Here is a 19,862-nt window from a genome sequence, read left to right as displayed (position 1 = left end):
TCCTAGTTTGCACGTTGGCTGGCCATGTCCCGGCGCGTGCGGCGGCGTTGGCCAGCCTCACGGATCAGCGTAACCGAATAGATCACCAGCGCCAACCAGATCATCGGGAAGGCCACCAGCCGCGCGCCGTCGAAGGGTTCGCCAAAGACCAGAAGCGCGGTGATGAAGACCATGGTCGGGGTGATGTATTGTAGCGTGCCGATGGTCGAAAGCCGCACCAGCTTGGCACCATTGGCGTAGAACATCAGCGGGATGGCGGTGGCCGGACCGGCGAGAGTCAAGAGGATGCTGTCCTTGAGATTGCCCTGCGCGAAATGGCTTTGCCCGTTCATCTGCAGCCAGATGACATAGCCGATGGCGAGAGGCAGAAGCAGCAGCACCTCGAGCGTAAACCCCTGATTGGGACCAAGCGGCAGGCTTTTCTTGCAATAGGCATAGAAGCCCCAGCTGAGCGTCAGCCCGATCGCCACCAGCGGCAGACGTCCGGCCTCGACCGTCAGGATGATGACCGCGGCGGCGGCCAGCACGACGGCCAGCATCTGCAACCGGCTCAGCCGCTCGCCCAGCAGAAGCGCGCCAAGGAAGATGCTGAACAGCGGATTGATGTAATAACCAAGCGCCGCATCCATGGCGTGATTGTTGGTCACCGCCCAGACATAGATCAGCCAGTTGACCGAGATCAGCGCCGCCGTCAGCGCCGCCATCGCCAGCAGACGCGGGGTGCGGAGCGCGGTCAGCACATCGGCGCTGCGGCCCTGCCAGAACAGCACGGCGGCGGCGATGGGCAGCGACCAGATAACCCGATGGGCGATGATCTCGAAGGGCGAGATATGGTCCAGCGATTTCATGTAGAGGGGCAGGAACCCCCAGAGGACATAGGCGGCAAGGGCAAAGACCAGGCCGCGCGGCGAATCGCTGTTGGGATCGGGGATCGTGCTCATCTGGTTTGCATAGGCTGCAATTTGGGGAGGGGGAAGGGGGGGAACCGGGCGGTTCTGACCGTGCACAGGGTGTGCACAGGCTGTGCACTGGTCAGGGGTCGGCGGGTTTCGCGATTCCGCGCCCCCTCACAACCCTTCCTCCCCCAACAGCACCCTGCCCTCGCGGCTTTCCACCTCGACCACCCAGAGATCAGGATCATAGCCGCGCTGGCGGCGGATGGATTCGTCGATGGTGCGTTCGTCGGCGTCCTCGATGACCTTCCAGTCGCGTGTATCGGTTTCAAAGTCCCATTCCCGCACCCAGAGCTGCGCGGTGCCGTCGAGCCGGGCGCATTTGACCAGCACGGCACCGGCTGTGTCGTCGCCATGGGCCAGCACATAGGCGGGGATACTCTGCTGGCCTAGGCGGGCGAGATAGGCCGAGACCCAGATGCCCGTCGCCAGCCGTGCCTCAGCCATCGCCGTCGCGGAAGTTGAGGCCCATCTCGTTGTAGCGTTCGGCCTCGTCCAGCCAGTTCTCGCGCACCTTCACCTGCAGGAACAGGTGGATCTTGCGGCCGGTGAATTCCTCCAGCTCGGCGCGGGCGGCGGTGCTGACGGCCTTGATCGTCTCGCCGCCCTTGCCAAGGACGATGCCCTTGTGGCCGGGGCGGGCGACGTAGATCAGCTGGTCGATGCGGGCGGAACCGTCCTTGCGCTCTTCCCAGCTCTCGGTCTCGACCGTCAGCTGATAGGGGATTTCCTCGTGCAGGCGCAGGGTCAGCTTTTCGCGGGTGATCTCGGCGGCGATCATGCGCATCGGCAGGTCGGCGATCTGATCCTCGGGATAGAGCCAGGGGCCAAGCGGCAGGGTCTGGGCCAGCCATTCGCCCAGATCGGCGGCGCCATGGCCGCGCTCGGCCGAGATCATGAAGGTATGGGCGAAGGGATACTCGGCATTGGCCTCGGCCGACAGCGCCAGCAGCGCCTCGGCCTTCACCCGGTCGATCTTGTTGATGACCAGGGCCACCGGCACCTTCACGTTCTGCGCCTTGAGCGAGTCGATGATCGCACGGACGCCGGGGGTCAGGCCGCGATGCGCCTCGATCAGCAGAAGCACGATATCGGCATCCGTGGCCCCGCCCCAGGCGGCGGCGACCATCGAGCGGTCCAGCCGGCGGCGCGGGCGGAAGATACCGGGCGTGTCCACAAAGACGATCTGCGCCTTGCCCTCGATTGCGATGCCGCGGATGCGAGCGCGGGTGGTCTGGACCTTGTGGGTCACGATCGAGACCTTGGCGCCGACCATGCGGTTGAGCAGGGTCGACTTGCCGGCATTGGGTTCGCCGATCAGGGCGACGAAGCCGGCGCGGGTGTCGGTCGGCTGGTCTTCGGTCTTCATTTCTTCGGTCATGAACGGCCCTCCAGCCGGTCCAGCAGGGCCTGGGCGGCGGCCTGTTCGATGCTGCGTTTGGTGCCCGCGCCCCGCGCCTCGGCGGTGCTGCCATCGGCAAGGCGGGCAGTGATGTGGAAAACCGGCGCGTGGTCGGGGCCGTCGCGTCCGGTCTGTTCATATTCGGGGGGCGGCATGCCCTGGGCCTGCGCCCATTCCTGCAGCGCGGTCTTGGCGTCGCGGGGGTCGTCGGGCGTGGCGTCCATATGCCCGGCCCAGAGCCGCAGGATCACCTCGCGCGCGGGTTCGAACCCGGCATCCAGATAGACGGCGGCCAGAACCGCCTCCATGCCATCGGCCAGAAGCGCCTCTTTCCGGCGACCGCCGGACAGCATTTCGGATCGGCCAAGTTTCAGCACGTCGCCCAGGCCGATCTCGCGGGCGACGGCGGCGCAGGTCTCGCCGCGCACCAGCGCATTGTAGCGCGGCGCCAGCTGGCCTTCGGTCGCCTGCCGGTCGGCGCTGAACAGGGCCTCGGCCATCACAAGGCCCAGCACCCGGTCGCCCAGAAACTCCAGCCGCTGGTTGTCGGGGCGCGTGGCCGTGGCGATCGAGCCATGGGTCAGCGCGCGGATCAACAGGTCTGGCCGGCTGAACTCGTGCCCCAGCCGGGTCATGAAGGCGCGGATATCGGCGCCGGGTTTCACTCGACCGCCTTGAAGAAGCGGTCGGCGCGCCAGGTCCAGAAATAGAGCAGCGAGCGGCCTGCCGAGGAGAACATGATCCGGTCGGCGCGGCCGATCAGATATTCCGCCGGCACGAAGCCAAGCCCGCCGGTCACGGGCGAGAAGCGCGAATCCTCGGAATTGTCGCGGTTGTCGCCCATGAAGAAATATTCGCCTTCGGGCACGGTGAAGACCGGCGTGTCATCGGCCACCCAGCCATCGACGATGTTCAGCACGTCATGGCTTTTGCCGCCCGGCAGGGTCTCGGTGAACCGCTGCTTGATGCACTCGCCGCCCTCCGGCACCGGATCGTTGACGCAGCGCGGGATCAGCCCCTGCGGGCCCTGCTGCGCCTTGATCTCGACGAAATCGCCGGCGGGTTCGGTCGGCACCGGCTCGCCGTTCAGGATCAGCTTGCCATCCGTCACCTGCACGGTGTCGCCCGGCAGGCCGATCACGCGCTTGATGAAATCGACATTGCGGGTCGGGTGGCGGAAGACCACGACATCGCCGCGCTCGGGGTCCGAGCCGAGGATGCGGCCCGAGATCGGGCACATCGAGAAGGGGCAGGAATGCGCCGAATAGCCATAGGCCATCTTGTTGACGAAGAGGAAATCGCCGATCAGCAGCGTGTCCTTCATCGAGCCCGAGGGAATCCAGAAGGGCTGGAAGAACAGCGTGCGGAAAATGCCCGCGATGACCAGCGCCCAGAAAATCGTCTTGACGGTCTCCCAGATGCCTTCCTTCTTGCGGACGGTGCTGTCTGCCATGATGCCTTGATCCTTAGGTTCTGCGCGTGGCGCGTTCATGGTCCCGCGGCGGGGACGAGTCAAGCTGGACGGGTCATGCCGGGGCGTTGGGGCGGGCTTCGATGATCACGAAGGCCTGCGCCCAGGGGTGATCGTCGGTCAGGGTGACATGGACGACGGCCTGATGACCGGGGGGCGTCATTTCGGCCAGACGCTCGGCCGCCCATCCGGTCAGATGCATGACCGGCTGGCCGCTGCGCAGGTTGCTGACCGCCATGTCGCGCCACGAGATGCCCATGGCAAGCCCGGTGCCAAGCGCCTTGGAACAGGCTTCCTTCGCCGCCCAACGTTTCGCCAGCGTCCCCGCCTCGTCCTTGCGCCGGGCGGCCTTCTTCAGCTCGGTCTCGGTGAAGACGCGGTTGCGGAAGCGGTCGCCAAAGCGGTCCAGAGTGCCCTGAATGCGCTCGATATTCGCAAGGTCTGTGCCGATGCCGAGGATCATGAGCCGGCTATGTCCGCAGTGATCACCGGCGCGCCTCGTCCATGCGGCGGCGCATTTCCTCGATGGCGGGGCCGAGGCCGATGAAGACCGACTCGGCGATGAGGAAATGGCCGATGTTCAGCTCCATGATCTCGGGGATGGCGGCGATCGGGCCGACGGTGTCGAAGGTCAGGCCGTGGCCGGCATGGACCTCGAGCCCGAGGCTTGCGGCCAGCGCCGCGCCCTCGCGCAGACCTGCCAGCTCGGCATCACGCTCGGCCATCCGGCCCTCGGTGTCATAGTCGCAATAGGCGCCGGTATGCAGTTCCACCACGGCAGCACCGATGCGGGCGGCGGCCTCGATCTGGCGGGGGCTGTGGCCGATGAACAGCGAGACCCGGCTACCCGCCTCGCGAAGGGGTGCGATGTAATGGGCCAGCGCATTTTCGTTGCCGGCCACGTCCAGACCGCCCTCGGTGGTGCGCTCCTCGCGCTTTTCCGGGACCAGGCAGACCGCATGGGGGCGGTGGCGCAGCGCGATGGTCTGCATCTCGGCGGTGGCGGCCATCTCGAGGTTCAGGGGCAGGCGCAGCCCGTCCATCAGCGCGTCGATATCGGCATCCGAAATGTGGCGGCGATCCTCGCGCAGATGCGCGGTGATGCCATCCGCCCCGGCCTCCTCGGCAATCCGGGCGGCGCGCAGCGGGTCGGGCCAGGGCGTGCCGCGGGCGTTGCGGATGGTGGCGACATGGTCGATATTCACACCGAGACGCAGCATGGTGGTCCTTTCTCGCGGGCCTTTCAGACGGTTGCGGTGGAAGTGTAGCCGCGCACCGGGTCAGATGCCAGTTCGGTGGCGACAGCCCACCAGCCGGAGCGGGCCAGCGCGCGGGCGGCTCGGGCGGCACTCTCGGCATCGTCGAACAGCCCGAAACAGGTAGCACCGGAACCGGACATGCGCGACAGCCGCGCGCCCTGCCCGTCCAGCGCCGTGAGCACTGCGGAAATGGCCGGGGCCAGCGTGATGGCGGCGGGTTGCAGGTCGTTGCGGGTGTTTTGCAACCAGCCGATCAGGCTTTCGGCATCCTGCCAGTCGGGGTCCGGCAGGGGTGGGTTGTCGCGCTGCTGCAGCGCCTTGAACACGGCGGGCGTCGACAGCGGGATGCCGGGATTGACCAGCACGACGGCCAAGGACGGGACCGCCGGCACCGGGTCCAGCCGTTCGCCCACACCCCGCATCCGGGCGGGCTGACCGGCAAGGCAGACCGGGATATCGGCACCAAGGGCGGCAGGATCGGCGGGCAGTGCATGGCCCTGTGCCGCCAAGGCCCGCATCACCGCCGCCGCATCGGCGGACCCGCCGCCGATGCCCGAGGCCACGGGCAGGTTCTTCGTCAGGTGAACCCGCGCCTCGGCCCCCATTGCCCGCGCGGCGCGCAGGCAAAGGTTGTCGTCACCCGTCGGCACATCGCCGGCGAAGGGACCATCGACGGTCAGCGCGCCGCCGCCCGGCGACACCTGCACGGCATCGCCATAGCGCGCAAAGACCACCAGCGAATCGAGCAGGTGATAGCCATCGTCACGCCGACCGGTGACATGCAGCGCCAAGTTCAGCTTGGCCGGGGCCGGCTGGATCATTCGCTTGGCGTCGCCGTGCCGTTTTCGGCCGTGGATGGCGTCGCCGGCGTATGCGAGGGTCCGGCGCCCTCTTCGGCCATCACCGCGTCAAGGCCGCGTTCCAATTTGGCCTTGATCCGCTCGGGATCGACATCATCCTCGGTCTCGGTCGGTTTCAGCGACAGGGCGCGACGCCATTGCACCTCGGCCTCGCGCTTGCGGCCCACCATCCAGTAGACATCGCCCAGATGGTCGTTGACCAGCGGATCGGCCGACATGCTGCGGGCGGCCAGTTCCATCGGCTCGACCGCATCCTGATAGCGGCCAAGGCGGAAATAGGCCCAGGCAAGCGAATCCTGAATATAGCCGTCGTCGGGCGACAGCTCGACCGCCTTCTGGATCAGCTTCAGCGCCTCGTCGAGGTTCTCGCCCCGGTCGATCCAGCTGTAACCCAGATAGTTCAAGAGGCTCGGCTGGTCGGGACGGATCTCGAGCGCGGCCTTCAGATCGGCCTCGGCGCGGTCGAACTGGCCCGAGCGTTCCAGCGCGATGCCGCGGGCGTAAAGCGGGAACCAGCGCTGATCGCCCTGATCCTCGGGGATCAGCGACAGCGCCTTGTCATAGGCGGGCACGGCGGCGGAGAACTTGTCCTGCTGACGCAGCAGATCGCCCTGCGCGATCCAGGCCTGCGGCAGATCGGGCTGGGCGGCTGTCAGAGCCAGCGCCGCCTTTTCGGCCTCGTCGAACCGCTCGGCGCGCGACAGCGAGTCGATGCGCGACAACTCGGCCACGGGGCGCACCTGCCCCAGACGCCTGAGCGCCTCGAACTCGGCCTCGGCCAGATCATATTGCTCGTGCATCTGCAGGATCTGCGCCGTGACCAGCCGCGCCTCGCCCAGTTCCGGGGCGACCCAGCTGGCCAGCCTTGCGTGGATCAGCGCCAGCGGTTCGGGCTCGGGGCTGCTGGCAAGGGCGGTGGCGAAGGTCAGGAAGACCTGCGCAATGCCGTCGCGGGGCGATTTGACCACGTCGAAGATCACGTCCTCGCCGGCCTCAAGCCGCCGGCGCAGATCGACGATCTGCGGCTCGGACGCGCCGGCAGGCACAGCGTCGAGCAGCGCCAGCGCTTCGTCGCGCCGGTCGAGCTGGGCCAGAACCTGCGCGCGGGCCAGAACGCCCATCAAGTGGCTGTCGGCGCCGTCGCGCGACAGAAGCTCCTCGGCGCCCTCGTAATCGCCGGCCAGCGCGCGGGCCATGGCCAGTTGATAATCCAGCATTCCGGCAGCACCGGGCACCTTGGCCATGGCGGCGAAATCGGCCAGCGCCTCGGTGGCATTGCCCGCACCCAGCTTGGCCCAGGCCGCCAGCATCCCGTCCAGCAGATCGTTCCCCTGCGGACCGTCATCCGAGCCCGGAGGCGCCGCGCGGGCAATCTCGGCCAGAAGCCCATCCCAATCCTCGGCCTGCGCGTATTGGGCGCGCAGCACCAGCCCGGCCAGTTCCGTGCCGTCCTTACCGTCGCTCGTCATCTGCTGGGCCAGTTCCAGCGCCCCGTCCAGCTGCCCGGCCGAGATCATCGAGACCAGCGCGCTGTCCTGCAGGAAGGGATCGCCGGGATCATGAGCGATCGCCTGCTTGAAATAGCGGGCAGCGACGATGAAATCATTATCCACGACCGCGATGCGAGCGGCCAGATAGGGACCGGCGAGCCCCATGGTCAGCGGCGCAGGCGGCAGGTCGGGGTCGGGCGGTGTCTCCTCTACCGGCCCGGCAGCCTCATCGACCGGAGCTTCCGGCCCGGCCTCGGGCGCCGGAGCATCACCACCCTCGGCCTGCGAGTTCTCTGGGGCCATCAGATCGTCGGGACGCGGCGGCGGCGGGGCGTCCTGCGCCTGAACCGCACCCGACATCAGCGCGAGCAGCGCCGTCGCCAGCCCCAGCTTGTGGAGAGAAAAGGTCAAGGTCACCGTCCCGTTCGCGCAAAATTGTCTTGGCGCAGCCTAGCGGCGCTGCGGGCAAGGGGCAACGCCGCCCTGCCCGCCGATTCGATCACATGTTCGGGTAATTCGGCCCGTCTCCGCCCTGCGGAGTGGTCCAGTTGATGTTCTGCGACGGGTCCTTGATGTCGCAGGTCTTGCAATGGACGCAGTTCTGGAAGTTGATCTGGAACTTCGGCCCGTTTTCGCCCTGCAGCACCTCGTAGACCCCGGCCGGGCAATAGCGCTGCGCCGGCTCGTCATATTCGGGCAGGTTCACCGAGATCGGGATCGAGGGATCCTTGAGCTTCAGGTGGCAGGGCTGGCTTTCCTCGTGGTTGGTAAAGCTGAAGGACACATTGGTCAGCCGGTCGAAGCTCAGCTTGCCGTCGGGGCGCGGATAGTCGATCGGGGCGAAATCCTTGGCCTTGCCGGTGGCGGCGGCGTCGGTCTTGCCGTGTTTCCACGTCCCCAGCGGGTTCCAGCCGGTCAGGTTCGATACCCACATGTCAAAGCCCCCCAGCGCGAGGCTGGGCCAGAGGCCCAGTTTCGACCAGATCGGCTTGACGTTGCGCACCGGCTTCAGGTCCTTGGCGATCGGACCGGTCCGCACCGCCCGATCGTAATCCGCCAGCCGGTCGCCCTCGCGGCCCTCGGCAATGGCTTGCGCAGCGGCCTCGGCGGCGGCGATGCCCGAGAGCATGGCGTTATGGTTGCCCTTGATCCGAGGCACGTTCACCAGACCCGCCGAGCAGCCCAGAAGCACGCCGCCGTCGAAGCTGAGTTCCGGGATCGACTGCCAACCGCCCTCGCTGATGGCGCGGGCGCCATAGGCCACGCGCTTGCCGCCCTCCAGCAGCTCCGCAACCATCGGGTGATGCTTGAAGCGCTGGAATTCCATGTAGGGATAGAGATGCGGGTTCTGGTAGTTCAGGTGCACCACGAAGCCGACCAGCACCTGGTTGTTCTCGAGATGATAGATGAAGCTGCCGCCGCCCGCGTTCTTGCCAAGCGGCCAGCCCATGGTGTGAACGACCCGGCCCTGCTGGAACTTCTCGGCTTTGATCTCCCAGATTTCCTTCATGCCGAGACCGAATTTCTGCGGGTCATGGCCGTCGGACAGGTTCAGCTTGTTGATGATTTCTTTCGCAAGGCTGCCGCGCACGCCCTCGGCGATGAAGACGTATTTGCCCAGCAGCTCCATCCCCGGCTCGTAGCCGTCGCCGATGCTGCCATCAGCGTTGCGCCCGAACTCGCCCGCCACGACGCCCTTCACCCGGTTGCCGTCCCAGACGATCTGGCTTGCGGCCATGCCCGGGAAGATCTCGACGCCAAGCGCCTCGGCCTGCTCGGCCAGCCAGCGGCAGACATTGCCCATGCTGACGATGTACTTGCCGTGGTTTGACATCAGGGGCGGCATCGGCCAGTTCGGCACGCGCATCTGCCCGGCTTCGCCCAGCACATAGAAATTGTCGTCGGTGACTTCGGTGCTGATCGGCGCGCCCTGCGCCTTCCAGTCGGGGATCAGTTGATCGAGACCCGAGGTGTCCAGCACCGCGCCCGACAGGATATGCGCGCCGATCTCGGAGCCTTTTTCCAGCACGACGACATTCAGGTCGGGATCGATCTGTTTCAGCCGGATGGCCGCCGACAGGCCCGATGGCCCGCCGCCAACGATGACGACATCATATTCCATCGACTCGCGGGTGATCTGGGTCTCGTCAGTCATGCTTGGCTCTCTCCCCTCAGATTTGCTGGCAACAGCCCTAGCGTGCCCGAAAGCCGGGGGCAATCATGACGCAAAGACCCATAGGGCCAAAAGATGCCGATTGAAGGTCTGCGCGCTTGCATTCGGCCCGGTCTTGGTTGCAGGGTATCCCCAGATACATCGCCCCTGCCAGTCTCATTGGCGGGGGCGTTCAATTACTATTTGACCCCTTCTGTCGATTGGAATGTTGCGATGGAAAAAGTACCGATGACCCGGAATGGCCATCAGGCGCTGGACAAGGAACTGGCCCAGCTGAAAAGCGAAGAACGGCCGGCGGTGATCCGGGCCATCGCCGAGGCGCGCGAGCATGGCGACCTGTCGGAAAATGCCGAATACCACGCCGCACGCGAGAAGCAGGGCTTCATCGAGGGCCGGATCAAGGAGCTTGAAGGGCTCTTGTCGCGGGCCGAGGTGATCGACACCTCGAAACTCTCGGGCTCGATCAAGTTCGGCGCCATCATCGCCATCGTCGATGAGGATACGGATGAGGAAAAGACCTATCAGATCGTCGGCGAACCCGAGGCCGATATCGAGCGGGGGTTGCTGAACATCCGCTCGCCGCTGGCCCGCGCCCTGATCGGCAAGGACGAGGGCGACAGCGTCGACGTGGTCACACCCGGCGGCCAGAAAAGCTACGAGATCCTCTCGATCCGCTACGAGTAACCCATGACCCTGCGACAGAGGATAGGCGCAGCCCTTGGCAGCGACGAGGCGGTCACAATCGGCGCGATCCTGACGGCCATCTGGCTGGTGTTGACCGGCGCCTTCTGGCTGTTCGGACCTGAGGCCGAGGGTCAGGTCAGCGGGCTGATGCGGTTGGCCACGGTGCTGGCAGTGCTGTTGCCGGTGGCGCTGATCTGGATGGCGGTGGGGCTGGCCAGCGCCATTGCCGGGCTGCGCGCCGAAGCTGCGGAACTGCGGCTGCGGCTTGGCCAGATGCGTGAAGCGGCGGCGCGGGGCGGGGTGGCCCTGCCGGCAGCGGCACCGGTGCAGACCCCGCGTGGCAATCCGCAACCTGCGCAACCACGCGCGGCATCTGCCCCGACACCTGCACGCGCATCCGCCCCTGTCAGCGATGGCCGGCAGACGGCGATGCGCTTTGACGCACCCGCCTCTGTCGCGGTCGATTCGGATGACCTGATCCGGGCGCTGAACTTTCCCGAGGGGCCGGATGATGTGGAAACCATCGCCGCCCTGCGCGCCGCGCTGAAGGATCACGAGACCTCGCGGATCATCCGCTCGGCCCAGGACGTGGTAACGCTTCTGTCGGAGAACGGCCTCTACATGGACAGCCTCAGCCCCGACGCCCCGCGCCCCGACCTGTGGCGCCGCTTTGCCGAGGGGATGCGCGGCGATGCGGTGCAGGACATGGCGGGCATCCATGACGAGGACGCGCTGGCCCTGACCGTCGCCATGCTGAAGGGCGACGAGATCTTTCGCGACACCGCGCATCACTTCCTGCGCCATTTCGACCTGATGCTGACCCGCATCGGCGGCCATCTGGACGACACCCAATTGCGCCGTTTGGCCGATACCCGGTCGGCCCGCGCCTTCATGCTGCTGGGACGCGCCGCCAATGTCTTCGCCTGACTGGATCGCCCTCGACTGGGGCAGCACCAACCTGCGGGCACATGCGATGCAGGGCACGACCATCCTGGCCGAGGCCAGCGGTCCGGGCGCGGCAAGCCTGCCCGACGCCGCGGCCTTCGAATTCGCGCTGCTGGGGGTCGTGGGCGATTGGCTCACCGACGCGCCGATGCCGATGCTGGCCTGCGGCATGGTCGGCAGCCGTCAGGGCTGGATCGAGGCGCCCTATCTGCCGACCCCTTCGGCACCGCTGGACCCCTCTGCGATGGTCCGCGCTCCGGCCCGCGATCCGCGCATCGACCTGCGCATCCTGCCCGGCATGCGTCAGGCCAGCCCCGCCGATGTGATGCGCGGCGAGGAAACCCAGATCGCCGGGCTTCTGGCGCTGCAACCCGATTTCGACGGCGTCGCAGCCCTGCCCGGCACCCATAACAAATGGGCGCGGATCAGCGCCGGCGAGGTGGTGGGCTTTCAGACCGCGATGACGGGCGAGCTGTTCCAGCTGCTCTCGACCCAGTCGGTGCTGCGGCATGGCATGGGCGAGGGCTGGGACGAGGCCGCCTTCGAGGCCGGCGTGACCGAGGGGCGGCGCGATGCCGAGCGGCTGATGGCGCGGCTCTTCACGCTCAGGGCCGAGGGGCTGGCGGGCGAGCTGTCGCCCGATGCCGCCCGGTCGCGGCTGTCGGGCCTGTTGATCGGGGCGGAACTGGCGGCGATGCGCGGCTGGTGGCTGGGTCAGGATGTGGCGTTGATCGGCGCGCCGGCGTTGACCGCGCGCTATGCTGCGGCGCTGGCTTTGCAGGGGAACGAGGCGCGTCAGCATGACGGCGGGGCGATGTCGCTGGCCGGGCTGACCAAGGCAAGGACAGAGGACAGATCATGACACACCCGACCGGCACTCGCGCCATCGTTGCCATCCTGCGCGGCCTCACGCCCGCCGAGGCGCTGCCCGTGGCTGACGCGCTGATCCGCGCCGGCGTCACCCTGATCGAGGTCCCGATGAACTCGCCCGACCCGCTGGAGAGCATCGCGGCGATCCAGAATGCGCATGGGCATCATGCACTTATTGGCGCGGGCACGGTGCTGACCCCCTCGCAGGTGGTGGCCATCGGCGCGACCGGGGCGCGGCTTATCGTGTCGCCGAATTGCGACCCGGCGGTGATCGCGGCGACGAAATCGGCGGGGATGCTGTCCTATCCCGGGGTGATGACGCCGACCGAGGCCTTCGCGGCGCTGAAGGCCGGGGCGGATGCGCTGAAGCTGTTCCCGGGCGAGCTGGTCGGGCCGGTGGGCCTGAAGGCCATGGCCGCCGTGCTGCCGAAAGAGGTGCCGCTTTACGCTGTTGGCGGGGTCTCGGCGGCGAATATGGCCGAATGGCGCGCGGCGGGGGCCACGGGCTTCGGCATCGGCTCATCGCTCTACAAGCCCGGTGACAGCGCCGAGGTGGTGGCGCGGAAGGCGGCGGATCTGGTCTCGGCCTATGACGCGGCCCTTGGCTGATCCTGCCCACGCGCTGCACCGCCAGTTCGCGGACCCGGATCTCGCGCGGCAGCTTCTGCCCCATGCCTTCGACCGGCGCGACGGTGCCCATGACGAGGCGCATCTGTTGCGGGTCTGGCGCAATGCGGCCCGGATCGCGGCACTCGAGGGTGGCGATCTTCGCCTGCTGCAGGCGGCGGTGATCCTTCATGACTGTGTCTGGGTCGACAAGGCCTCGCCCCGGAGGGCGCAGGCGTCGCGGATGGCGGCGGACCGGGCGGCGGAGTTGCTGACGGATCTGGGTTGGCCGCTGGCGGATATTGCCCGCGTGGCCCATGCCATCCACGCCCACAGCTTTTCCGCCGGGATCACGCCCGAGACGCTGGAGGCGCAGATCCTGCAGGATGCCGACCGGCTGGATGCGATCGGGCTGATCGGCGTGGCGCGATGCTTCTATGTCGCCGGGCTGGGGCAGCGGGCGCTCTATGACCCGCAGGACCCGGCGGCCGAGGGGCGACCGCTGGATGATGCGGCCTTCGCGCTGGACCATTTTCAGACCAAGCTTCTGGGTCTTGCCGAGGGCTTCCAGACCGCAACCGGCAAGGCGCTGGCCGCACAGCGCGATGCCAGCCTTCGCCGCTTCCATGACGAGTTTCTCGCTGAACTCGGCTGATTCCCGGCTGGAGCGACCGCCCGCAGCCAAGAGTGCCCTTGTGCGTCACCCTGCGGCATGACAGTCAGGATCAGCTTTTCAGAATCTGCAAATTATCATGTCCCCCACGCCCTCCTCAGCGCCTGCGCATGAACATCCCCTGCCCGACGAGGTGCAGGCCCGTATCCTCGCGCGCAGCCCGGCACAGTGTTTCCGCCATGGCATGGTGCAGTCGATTCCCTTCCTCGTGCCGCTGCTGCCCTTTGGCATCCTGTTCGGGGTGCTGGCTTCTGAGGCCGGGCTTGACCTGTCACAGGTGATCGGCTTCTCGGTGCTGGTGCTGGCCGGGGCCTCGCAATTTACCGCCGTGCAACTGCTCTCTGACAATGTGCCGGTCGTGCTGGCCATCGTCTCGGCGCTGGCGGTGAACCTGCGCATGGCGATGTATTCGGCCTCGCTGGTGCCCTGGCTCGGCAGCGCGCCGGGCAAGGACCGGGCAGCGGTGTCCTATCTGCTGGTCGACCAGACATTCGCCCTGAGTATCCAGCATTACGAGATGAACCCGCGCCTGAGCCTCAAGCAGCGGCTTGGCTATTTCTACGGTGCCGCTGCGGCGATGTGCATTCCCTGGGCCATTGCCAGCGTCGTCGGCGCTCTGGTCGGCGAGGCCATTCCCGAGGGCATCGCGCTGGATTTCGCCGTGCCGATCACATTCCTCGCGATGATCGCGCCGATGCTGCGCACGCTGGCGCACAAGGCGGCGGCGCTGGTTTCGGTGCTGATGGCGCTGGCGCTGGCCTGGATGCCCGCCGGCACCGGGCTCTTGATCGCCGCGCCGATCGGAATGGCCGCAGGCGCCTGGGTCGAGGGCTGGCAGGAGCGGCGGCAGAAGGAGGCCAAGGCATGATCGAGCTGTCCAACGCCCAGATCTGGCTGGTCATCCTTGTGCTGGGTGCCGGCACATTCCTGATCCGCTGGTCTTTCCTCGGCGCGCTGGGGCGCTATGCCATGCCGGGCTGGGTGCTGCGGCTGTTGCGCTATACGCCGGTTGCGGTGCTGCCGGCGCTGGTCGCACCGCTGGTCATGTGGCCGGCAGCGACCGAGGGCCAGACCGACCCGGCACGGCTGATCGCGGCCGTGGTCACGGTCGCTGTCGGGATGATCTGGAAGAACATGCTGGCCGCGATCCTTGCCGGTGCGGCCACGCTGGTCCTGACGCTTCAGTTCCTGGGATAACCCGTGATCGTCCCGTCCTTCTGCTGCAGAAGGACGTTGTGATTGTTCGCCGGATCGCCGTCCCGGTGGCTTTTCGAGACCACGCCCGGACGAGTCAGGAACCATTGGCGTAGCTTCAGCGGCGAGAACCCGGTCGGCGCGCCCTGGAAGCCCGGCACCCTGTTCAGCACCTGCCCGGTATTGACCGCACAGAAGCTTTTGTTGGCCGCGCCCTGCTGCTCTGCGGAGCGGATGGCAGCATCGGCCACGGCCAGGCTGACCGGAACCCGGTCCTCGGCGACCCAATAGGTGCTGCGGGCGTGGTAATCGATGTAGAAATTCTTGAAGTTCGGCGTGATCCCGTAAAGCACGTCATGCCGTTCGGGGATGCGTGGGTGCCGCCAGCTTCCGGCCGGATCATAGATGATCCGCTGGCTGCCATTGATCATCAGCGCTGTATGTCCGCCTTCGCCCTTGGGAATACCGATCACCGTGAAGAGGGTGATCGAAGGCGGCTCGTCCGAGACGAAGCGCGCGGCGCGCACTGCCTCGTCACTGGCCCAGATATTGTCGGCCCCGCAAGCCGCCAGAGGCAGCGCCGCTGCCGCAACCAGAAAGGTGCGTCTTTTCATCCTGCTGCCCCTGCCCGTCTTTTTATGTGAAGTTCCTGCGTCAGCCCGTATCAGGCGTTGGTCAGTGCCATGAAGACCAGCACGCCAAGCGAGATGATGACGACCCAGGTCGACAGCTTGACGAAGCCGGCGAAGGTCTTCTGATGCTGCGTGATATCCATCTCGCCGTGCTTGTGCTCGGTGACTTCGTGATGCGTGGCCATGCGCCCCTCCGTTTCGGTTCTCTTTTCGGATAGCCGATTAGGAAAGGCCTGTCACGCCCCCCACAGCACCGCGCCGTCGCTTTCACCCGCCGCCTGCACGATCCCCTGTCGGCGCAGGTGATTGACATGAGCCACGGCCTCGACCAGCGCCAGCCCGAACTCGGCCTCGCCGATCTTGCGCTTGAAGATGATGTCGAAACAGCCGACCGCGCTGCGCGGACCCTTGGCCAGCGCCCCGCTCAGCCGCTCGAGCGCGCCGTGATGGTTGTCGATCAATTGCCGCAAGCGAAAGGGAAGGCCGGTGAAGGGCAGCTTGTGACCGGGCAGGACCAGGTGCCGCTCCTCGGCCAGCTCGGCAAAGCGCAGGCACGATGCCAGCCATTCGCCCACCGGATCGGCCTCTGGCTCGGTCGGGTAGACGCCGAGATTGGGCGAGATCGAGGGCAGCAGTTGATCGCCCCCCAGAACCAGGTCGTCATCTTCGGACCAGAAGGTCGCGTGTTCGGGCGCGTGGCCGTCGCCCATATGGACCCGCCAGTTCCGACCACCGAACCGCACCCGCTCGCCTTCGGTCAGGCGGGTGAAGCCTAGGGGCAGCGGATGGACGAAATCGACGAAGTTGAAGGGCCGTTCGGCCGCGCGCCGGTCCAGCAGCTCCTGCGGCATCCCCGCCCATCGCCAGAAGGCCAGCGATTGCGGCGAGGGCCGCGCCTGTTCGTCAAGGACCAGCATTCGCGCGGTCAGCCAGGCGGTGCGGCTCATCCACAGCTCGGCCCCCTCCCGGTCCATGAACCAGCCGGCAAGGCCGATATGGTCGGGATGGTGATGCGTGCCGATGACCCGGCGCACCGGGCGCCCGCGCAGCGGGCTGTCCAATAGCGTCTGCCAGATCGCCCGGCTGCGGCGCGAATCAAAGCCAGTGTCGACGATGGTCCAGCCGTCGCCCTCATCCAACGCGTAGACGTTCACATGGTCCAGCGCCATCGGCAAAGGCAGGCGCATCCAGAGCACGCCTTCGGCGATCTCGATCGCCTCGCCCTCGCCGGGCGGCTGCTCGACCGGATAGCGGATCACGCCCCGAAGGCCCCGGCCAGCTGGTCGTCGGTGATCGCCTCGAGATCGGCCAGCCCGGCTTCGGCCTCGGCCAGATCGGCGGCATAGCGCGGCATGACCCGGGTGATGAAGATCCGCGCCAGCACGATCCGCCCCTCATCGCCCGACATCGCCGCCTTCAGGTGGAACAGCGCGCCCAGCACCTTGGCGAAGGCGTTCAGATAGGGCACCGCGCCGGCAAAACGGTCCTGCAGATCGCGCTCCAGCATGGCCTGTGTGGCGTCGCGCAGGTTCTCGGCCGCCTGGAAGGCCGCATTGGCGAGGTCCGGCAGATCGGCCTGCGCGGCCTTGGCCACGTCCAGCATCTCGTCCAGCAGCCGATTCGCCGCCTCGCCACCATCGGCCAGCTTGCGTCCGACCAGATCCATCGCCTGAATACCGTTGGTGCCTTCATAGATGGGCGTGATGCGGACATCGCGCAGATATTGCGCCGCGCCGGTTTCCTCGATGAAGCCCATGCCGCCATGAACCTGCACGTTCATGTCGGCCACCCGGCAGCCGACATCGGTGCCATAGGCCTTGGCGATCGGCGTCAGGAAGGCGGCGCGGGAGGCACAATCTTCGTCCCCGGTCGAGCGCGCGACATCCGCAGTGATGGCGGTGGCAAGGCAGATGGCGCGGGCGGCAAAGACCTCGGCCCGCGCCGTGGCCAGCATCCGGCGCACATCGGCATGGCGGATGATCGGACCGAACTGGTTGCGCTCGGTCGCGTATTCGACCGCTTGCTGCAGCGCCGCCTCGGCCACGCCGACACCCTGCACGCCAACCCCCAGGCGCGCGGCGTTCATCATGGTGAACATCGCGGCCATGCCACCATGTTCCTTGCCGATCAGCCAGCCGGTCGCGCCCTCATAGCTCATGACGCAGGTGGGCGAGCCGTGGATGCCCATCTTGTGCTCGAGCGACACCACCTTGAGGCTGTTGGCCACGCCCGGATTGCCGTTCTCGTCGGGGATGAACTTCGGCACCATGAAGAGGCTGATCCCCTTGGTGCCCTTGCCGCCATCGGGCAGCCGGGCCAGCACCGCATGGCAGACGTTTTCGGTCACATCGCTGTCGCCCCAGGTGATGAAGATCTTCTGCCCGGTGATCGAATAGGTGCCGTCCTCGTTGCGCTCGGCCTTGGTGGTCAGCGCGCCCACATCGCTGCCGGCACCCGGTTCGGTCAAGTTCATCGTGCCCGACCATTCGCCGCTGTTCAGCTTGGGCAGGTACAGCGCCTTCATCTCGTCATCGGCGTGATGCTGCAGCGCATCGATCTGGCCCTGCGTCAACAGCGGGTTCAGCTGCAGCGACAGGCAGGCCCCCGAGAGCATCTCGGCCACCGCCATGTTCAGCGCCTGCGGCAGGCCCATGCCGCCATATTCGGGATCCGAGGCAAGGCCGATCCAGCCACCCTCGGCAATGGCGCGGAAACCGGCCTCGAAGCCGGGGGAGGAGCGCAGCTTGCCGTTTTCCAGCCGGGCCGGGGTCAGGTCGCCATTGCGGTTCAGGGGGGCGATCTCGTTCTCGGCCAGCTTGCCGGCCTCGGAGAGGATGGCGTTGACCGTCTCGTCGGTGGCCTCGGCGAACAGCTCGGTCTTCGCCAATCGCGGGAAGTTCAACACATGGTTCAGGATGAAGGTGATCTGGTCGACGGGCGCGCGATAGCTCATGGATGTTCCCCCCTCGGTGCGGCTTGGCAAGGGCGCCGGGCCGGCATATGCAGTTAACGCTGTCGTCACCTTAGCGACGGACCGTCCTGCGGCAACCCAAACCCGGCGTCACGAATGAAAACCCTGCGACTCGCCCCTGACGAAAGTGGCCTTGCCACGGCGGCCGAACTTCTGCGCCGGGGACAGACCGTCGCCATGCCGACCGAGACGGTCTATGGCCTTGCCGGGGACGCGCGAAATGGCGAGGCGGTCGCCGCCATCTATGCCGCCAAGGGTCGGCCGAGTTTCAACCCGCTGATCGTCCATGTCGCGGGTCTCGCCGAGGCCGAGGCCATCGCCGAGTTTTCGACCGAGGCACGGACGCTGGCACAGGCCTTCTGGCCGGGCGCGCTGACGCTGGTGCTGCCGCTGCGCGCCAAGGCCGGCATTGCCTCGCTGGTGGCCGCCGGTCTCGACACCGTGGCCATCCGCGTACCGGCGGCCAGTGCGGCGCAAGCTTTGCTGCGCAGCTTCGGCGGGCCGCTGGCCGCGCCCTCGGCCAATGCCTCGGGCCGGATCAGCCCGACCAGCGCCGATCATGTCCTGGATCCCGATGGCGGGCTGGATGGCCGCATCGCCGCCGTGCTGGATGCCGGCCCCTGCCCAGTGGGCGTGGAATCGACCATCATCGGCTGGCAGGGCGATCAGCCCCAGCTGCTGCGCCCCGGCGGATTGCCGTCGGAAACCATCGAATCCGCATTGGGCCGCCCGCTGGCCCTGCATCACGCCGACCCCTCGGCCCCGCGCGCCCCCGGTCAGTTGACCAGCCATTACGCCCCCAACGCCGCGCTGCGCCTGAATGTTGTCCAACCCGAGCCGGGCGAAACCTATCTCGATTTCGGCCATCCCGGCCCCCTGACCCTGTCGGCCCATGGCGATCTGGCCGAGGCGGCGGCGAAGCTCTTCGACCTGCTGCGCCGCGCCGACCGGCTTGGTCAGCCCATCGCCGTCGCCCCGATCCCCGAACATGGTCTGGGCGTGGCGATCAACGACCGCCTGCGCCGCGCCGCCGCGCCTCGCTGAACCTCTTCTTCATCCGAAATACTCGGGGGACTCGCCGCAGGCGATGGGGGCAGCGCCCCCTTATGCCCGTCCCGCCGCGCCCGACAGCAGCGAGGGATCGACCCCCTGCGCCTTCAGCGCCGCGCTCCACTTGCCGGGATTGTCGGCACCGAAGATCAACTCGTCCCCGCCCTCGCCGCTGAGCCAGCCATTCGCCAGCATCTCGTCCTCGAGCTGCCCCGGCCCCCAGCCGGCATAGCCAAGCGCCAGCACCGCCTGCCCCGGCCCGCGCCCATGCGCCAGGTCCTCGAGAATGTCGCGGGTGGTGGTCATCGCCAGATGCGGCCCGATGCGCAAGGTGCCCTCGGGGGCGTCGCCCGACTCGCCCACCTGATGCAGCACAAAGCCGCGCCCCGGCTCGACCGGGCCGCCATAGCGGACCTCGACCGGGCGGGTTCGGGTGTCGGTATCGATGCCAAGCTGGCCGAGAAGGTCCGAGAACTCGATCTCGGGCAACGGGTGGTTCAGCACCAGCCCCATCGCCCCATCCTCGGAATGGGCGCAGATCAGCACCACCGAGCGCGCGAAGCGAGGATCGCGCATCCCGGGCATGGCGATCAGGATCTTGCCGGTCAGGTCGGTCTCTTGGGTCATGC

Annotated in this window: 23 protein-coding genes; 8 read left to right on the top strand and 15 right to left on the bottom strand. The window is 67.2% G+C overall.

Annotation, left to right across the window (positions count from 1 at the left end):
• Positions 1–2: 2 nt before the first annotated feature.
• From rarD to Q1A36_RS05810, 10 genes are all read right to left on the bottom strand, one after another.
• Positions 3–941 carry an EamA family transporter RarD gene (rarD, locus tag Q1A36_RS05855; RefSeq protein ID WP_299840951.1) on the bottom strand — a complete coding sequence of 313 codons (939 nt, stop codon included), beginning with the start codon at positions 939–941 and terminating at the stop codon, positions 3–5.
• 126 nt (positions 942–1,067) lie between these two features.
• Positions 1,068–1,400, bottom strand: a complete 333-nt coding sequence (locus Q1A36_RS05850; RefSeq protein ID WP_299840950.1) for a DUF1491 family protein — start codon at positions 1,398–1,400, stop codon at positions 1,068–1,070.
• Entirely contained in the window at positions 1,393–2,334 is a 942-nt protein-coding gene (gene era / locus Q1A36_RS05845) for a GTPase Era (protein ID WP_299840949.1), read from the bottom strand. Before era ends, Q1A36_RS05850 begins: the two co-directional genes overlap by 8 nt.
• Positions 2,331–3,020 (bottom strand): ribonuclease III, encoded by a 690-nt coding sequence (gene rnc / locus Q1A36_RS05840; RefSeq protein ID WP_299840948.1) that lies wholly within the window; start codon positions 3,018–3,020, stop codon positions 2,331–2,333. The genes era and rnc overlap by 4 nt, the downstream gene beginning before the upstream one ends.
• Positions 3,017–3,808: a signal peptidase I gene (lepB, locus tag Q1A36_RS05835; RefSeq protein WP_299840946.1), complete on the bottom strand. Its 792-nt coding sequence runs from the start codon at positions 3,806–3,808 to the stop codon at positions 3,017–3,019. The genes rnc and lepB overlap by 4 nt, the downstream gene beginning before the upstream one ends.
• Before the next feature lie 73 nt (positions 3,809–3,881).
• Positions 3,882–4,289, bottom strand: a complete 408-nt coding sequence (gene acpS, locus Q1A36_RS05830; RefSeq protein ID WP_299840944.1) for a holo-ACP synthase — start codon at positions 4,287–4,289, stop codon at positions 3,882–3,884.
• Between the two features lie 22 nt (positions 4,290–4,311).
• Positions 4,312–5,046, bottom strand: a complete 735-nt coding sequence (locus Q1A36_RS05825) for a pyridoxine 5'-phosphate synthase (protein ID WP_299840942.1) — start codon at positions 5,044–5,046, stop codon at positions 4,312–4,314.
• 23 nt (positions 5,047–5,069) lie between these two features.
• Positions 5,070–5,906, bottom strand: a complete 837-nt coding sequence (locus Q1A36_RS05820; protein WP_299840940.1) for a 4-(cytidine 5'-diphospho)-2-C-methyl-D-erythritol kinase — start codon at positions 5,904–5,906, stop codon at positions 5,070–5,072.
• The gene (locus Q1A36_RS05815; RefSeq protein WP_299840938.1) at positions 5,903–7,846 is read right to left on the bottom strand and encodes a tetratricopeptide repeat protein; all 1,944 of its coding nucleotides are present in this window, start codon (positions 7,844–7,846) and stop codon (positions 5,903–5,905) included. Before Q1A36_RS05815 ends, Q1A36_RS05820 begins: the two co-directional genes overlap by 4 nt.
• 88 nt (positions 7,847–7,934) lie before the next feature.
• Positions 7,935–9,590 carry an electron transfer flavoprotein-ubiquinone oxidoreductase gene (locus tag Q1A36_RS05810; protein WP_299840936.1) on the bottom strand — a complete coding sequence of 552 codons (1,656 nt, stop codon included), beginning with the start codon at positions 9,588–9,590 and terminating at the stop codon, positions 7,935–7,937.
• A gap of 231 nt (positions 9,591–9,821) precedes the next feature.
• On the opposite strand from Q1A36_RS05810, the gene greA reads away from it, so the two are divergent.
• The 7 genes from greA to Q1A36_RS05775 all read left to right on the top strand — a co-directional run bounded on the left by greA (position 9,822) and on the right by Q1A36_RS05775 (position 14,583).
• Positions 9,822–10,292, top strand: a complete 471-nt coding sequence (gene greA / locus Q1A36_RS05805) for a transcription elongation factor GreA (protein ID WP_101752858.1) — start codon at positions 9,822–9,824, stop codon at positions 10,290–10,292.
• Between the two features lie 3 nt (positions 10,293–10,295).
• Positions 10,296–11,219: a hypothetical protein gene (locus tag Q1A36_RS05800; protein ID WP_299840933.1), complete on the top strand. Its 924-nt coding sequence runs from the start codon at positions 10,296–10,298 to the stop codon at positions 11,217–11,219.
• Complete coding sequence (locus tag Q1A36_RS05795) at positions 11,206–12,099, top strand: 2-dehydro-3-deoxygalactonokinase (RefSeq protein ID WP_299840932.1); 894 nt, start codon at positions 11,206–11,208, stop codon at positions 12,097–12,099. The genes Q1A36_RS05800 and Q1A36_RS05795 overlap by 14 nt, the downstream gene beginning before the upstream one ends.
• Entirely contained in the window at positions 12,096–12,716 is a 621-nt protein-coding gene (locus tag Q1A36_RS05790) for a 2-dehydro-3-deoxy-6-phosphogalactonate aldolase (RefSeq protein ID WP_299840931.1), read from the top strand. The genes Q1A36_RS05795 and Q1A36_RS05790 overlap by 4 nt, the downstream gene beginning before the upstream one ends.
• Entirely contained in the window at positions 12,709–13,368 is a 660-nt protein-coding gene (locus Q1A36_RS05785; protein ID WP_299840929.1) for an HD domain-containing protein, read from the top strand. The genes Q1A36_RS05790 and Q1A36_RS05785 overlap by 8 nt, the downstream gene beginning before the upstream one ends.
• A 97-nt stretch (positions 13,369–13,465) precedes the next feature.
• Positions 13,466–14,254, top strand: coding sequence for an AzlC family ABC transporter permease (locus Q1A36_RS05780; RefSeq protein ID WP_299840927.1), 789 nt, complete (start codon positions 13,466–13,468; stop codon positions 14,252–14,254).
• The gene (locus Q1A36_RS05775; RefSeq protein WP_101752864.1) at positions 14,251–14,583 is read left to right on the top strand and encodes an AzlD domain-containing protein; all 333 of its coding nucleotides are present in this window, start codon (positions 14,251–14,253) and stop codon (positions 14,581–14,583) included. Before Q1A36_RS05780 ends, Q1A36_RS05775 begins: the two co-directional genes overlap by 4 nt.
• On the opposite strand, the gene Q1A36_RS05770 is transcribed toward Q1A36_RS05775, so the two are convergent.
• The 4 genes from Q1A36_RS05770 to Q1A36_RS05755 are packed head-to-tail and all read right to left on the bottom strand — an operon-like array spanning position 14,568 to position 18,165.
• A complete protein-coding gene (locus Q1A36_RS05770; RefSeq protein WP_299840925.1) occupies positions 14,568–15,194 on the bottom strand; it encodes a hypothetical protein in 627 nt (208 codons plus the stop codon). The genes Q1A36_RS05775 and Q1A36_RS05770 overlap by 16 nt on opposite strands.
• A 50-nt stretch (positions 15,195–15,244) precedes the next feature.
• The gene (locus Q1A36_RS05765) at positions 15,245–15,397 is read right to left on the bottom strand and encodes an aa3-type cytochrome c oxidase subunit IV (protein WP_299840923.1); all 153 of its coding nucleotides are present in this window, start codon (positions 15,395–15,397) and stop codon (positions 15,245–15,247) included.
• A 51-nt stretch (positions 15,398–15,448) separates the two neighbouring features.
• Entirely contained in the window at positions 15,449–16,468 is a 1,020-nt protein-coding gene (locus Q1A36_RS05760; protein ID WP_299841121.1) for an MBL fold metallo-hydrolase, read from the bottom strand.
• A complete protein-coding gene (locus Q1A36_RS05755; protein WP_299840921.1) occupies positions 16,468–18,165 on the bottom strand; it encodes an acyl-CoA dehydrogenase in 1,698 nt (565 codons plus the stop codon). The genes Q1A36_RS05760 and Q1A36_RS05755 overlap by 1 nt, the downstream gene beginning before the upstream one ends.
• Before the next feature lie 114 nt (positions 18,166–18,279).
• Between Q1A36_RS05755 and Q1A36_RS05750 the strand changes: the two genes are divergently transcribed.
• Entirely contained in the window at positions 18,280–19,227 is a 948-nt protein-coding gene (locus Q1A36_RS05750; RefSeq protein ID WP_299840919.1) for an L-threonylcarbamoyladenylate synthase, read from the top strand.
• A 60-nt stretch (positions 19,228–19,287) separates the two neighbouring features.
• Here Q1A36_RS05750 and Q1A36_RS05745 read toward each other — a convergent pair whose 3' ends face one another.
• Entirely contained in the window at positions 19,288–19,860 is a 573-nt protein-coding gene (locus tag Q1A36_RS05745) for a YqgE/AlgH family protein (protein WP_299840917.1), read from the bottom strand.
• Positions 19,861–19,862 lie beyond the last annotated feature (2 nt).

The organism is uncultured Paracoccus sp., from assembly GCF_947487305.1.
Classification (GTDB): domain Bacteria; phylum Pseudomonadota; class Alphaproteobacteria; order Rhodobacterales; family Rhodobacteraceae; genus Paracoccus.
Note: the sequence above shows the minus strand (reverse complement) of the source record. Positions and strands in the feature narration are given on the sequence as shown.

What these genes read in the sequence shown, in the direction of transcription:
- Q1A36_RS05795 (WP_299840932.1), top strand. Translation starts at nt 11,206, where the DNA reads ATGTCTTCGCCTGACTGGATCGCCCTCGACTGGGGCAGCACCAACCTG.
- lepB (WP_299840946.1), bottom strand. Translation starts at nt 3,808, where the DNA reads ATGGCAGACAGCACCGTCCGCAAGAAGGAAGGCATCTGGGAGACCGTC.
- Q1A36_RS05790 (WP_299840931.1), top strand. Translation starts at nt 12,096, where the DNA reads ATGACACACCCGACCGGCACTCGCGCCATCGTTGCCATCCTGCGCGGC.
- acpS (WP_299840944.1), bottom strand. Translation starts at nt 4,289, where the DNA reads ATGATCCTCGGCATCGGCACAGACCTTGCGAATATCGAGCGCATTCAG.
- era (WP_299840949.1), bottom strand. Translation starts at nt 2,334, where the DNA reads ATGACCGAAGAAATGAAGACCGAAGACCAGCCGACCGACACCCGCGCC.
- Q1A36_RS05750 (WP_299840919.1), top strand. Translation starts at nt 18,280, where the DNA reads ATGAAAACCCTGCGACTCGCCCCTGACGAAAGTGGCCTTGCCACGGCG.
- Q1A36_RS05800 (WP_299840933.1), top strand. Translation starts at nt 10,296, where the DNA reads ATGACCCTGCGACAGAGGATAGGCGCAGCCCTTGGCAGCGACGAGGCG.
- greA (WP_101752858.1), top strand. Translation starts at nt 9,822, where the DNA reads ATGGAAAAAGTACCGATGACCCGGAATGGCCATCAGGCGCTGGACAAG.
- Q1A36_RS05780 (WP_299840927.1), top strand. Translation starts at nt 13,466, where the DNA reads ATGTCCCCCACGCCCTCCTCAGCGCCTGCGCATGAACATCCCCTGCCC.
- Q1A36_RS05755 (WP_299840921.1), bottom strand. Translation starts at nt 18,165, where the DNA reads ATGAGCTATCGCGCGCCCGTCGACCAGATCACCTTCATCCTGAACCAT.
- Q1A36_RS05775 (WP_101752864.1), top strand. Translation starts at nt 14,251, where the DNA reads ATGATCGAGCTGTCCAACGCCCAGATCTGGCTGGTCATCCTTGTGCTG.
- rarD (WP_299840951.1), bottom strand. Translation starts at nt 941, where the DNA reads ATGAGCACGATCCCCGATCCCAACAGCGATTCGCCGCGCGGCCTGGTC.
- Q1A36_RS05850 (WP_299840950.1), bottom strand. Translation starts at nt 1,400, where the DNA reads ATGGCTGAGGCACGGCTGGCGACGGGCATCTGGGTCTCGGCCTATCTC.
- Q1A36_RS05770 (WP_299840925.1), bottom strand. Translation starts at nt 15,194, where the DNA reads ATGAAAAGACGCACCTTTCTGGTTGCGGCAGCGGCGCTGCCTCTGGCG.
- Q1A36_RS05765 (WP_299840923.1), bottom strand. Translation starts at nt 15,397, where the DNA reads ATGGCCACGCATCACGAAGTCACCGAGCACAAGCACGGCGAGATGGAT.
- Q1A36_RS05745 (WP_299840917.1), bottom strand. Translation starts at nt 19,860, where the DNA reads ATGACCCAAGAGACCGACCTGACCGGCAAGATCCTGATCGCCATGCCC.
- Q1A36_RS05810 (WP_299840936.1), bottom strand. Translation starts at nt 9,590, where the DNA reads ATGACTGACGAGACCCAGATCACCCGCGAGTCGATGGAATATGATGTC.
- Q1A36_RS05820 (WP_299840940.1), bottom strand. Translation starts at nt 5,906, where the DNA reads ATGATCCAGCCGGCCCCGGCCAAGCTGAACTTGGCGCTGCATGTCACC.
- Q1A36_RS05825 (WP_299840942.1), bottom strand. Translation starts at nt 5,046, where the DNA reads ATGCTGCGTCTCGGTGTGAATATCGACCATGTCGCCACCATCCGCAAC.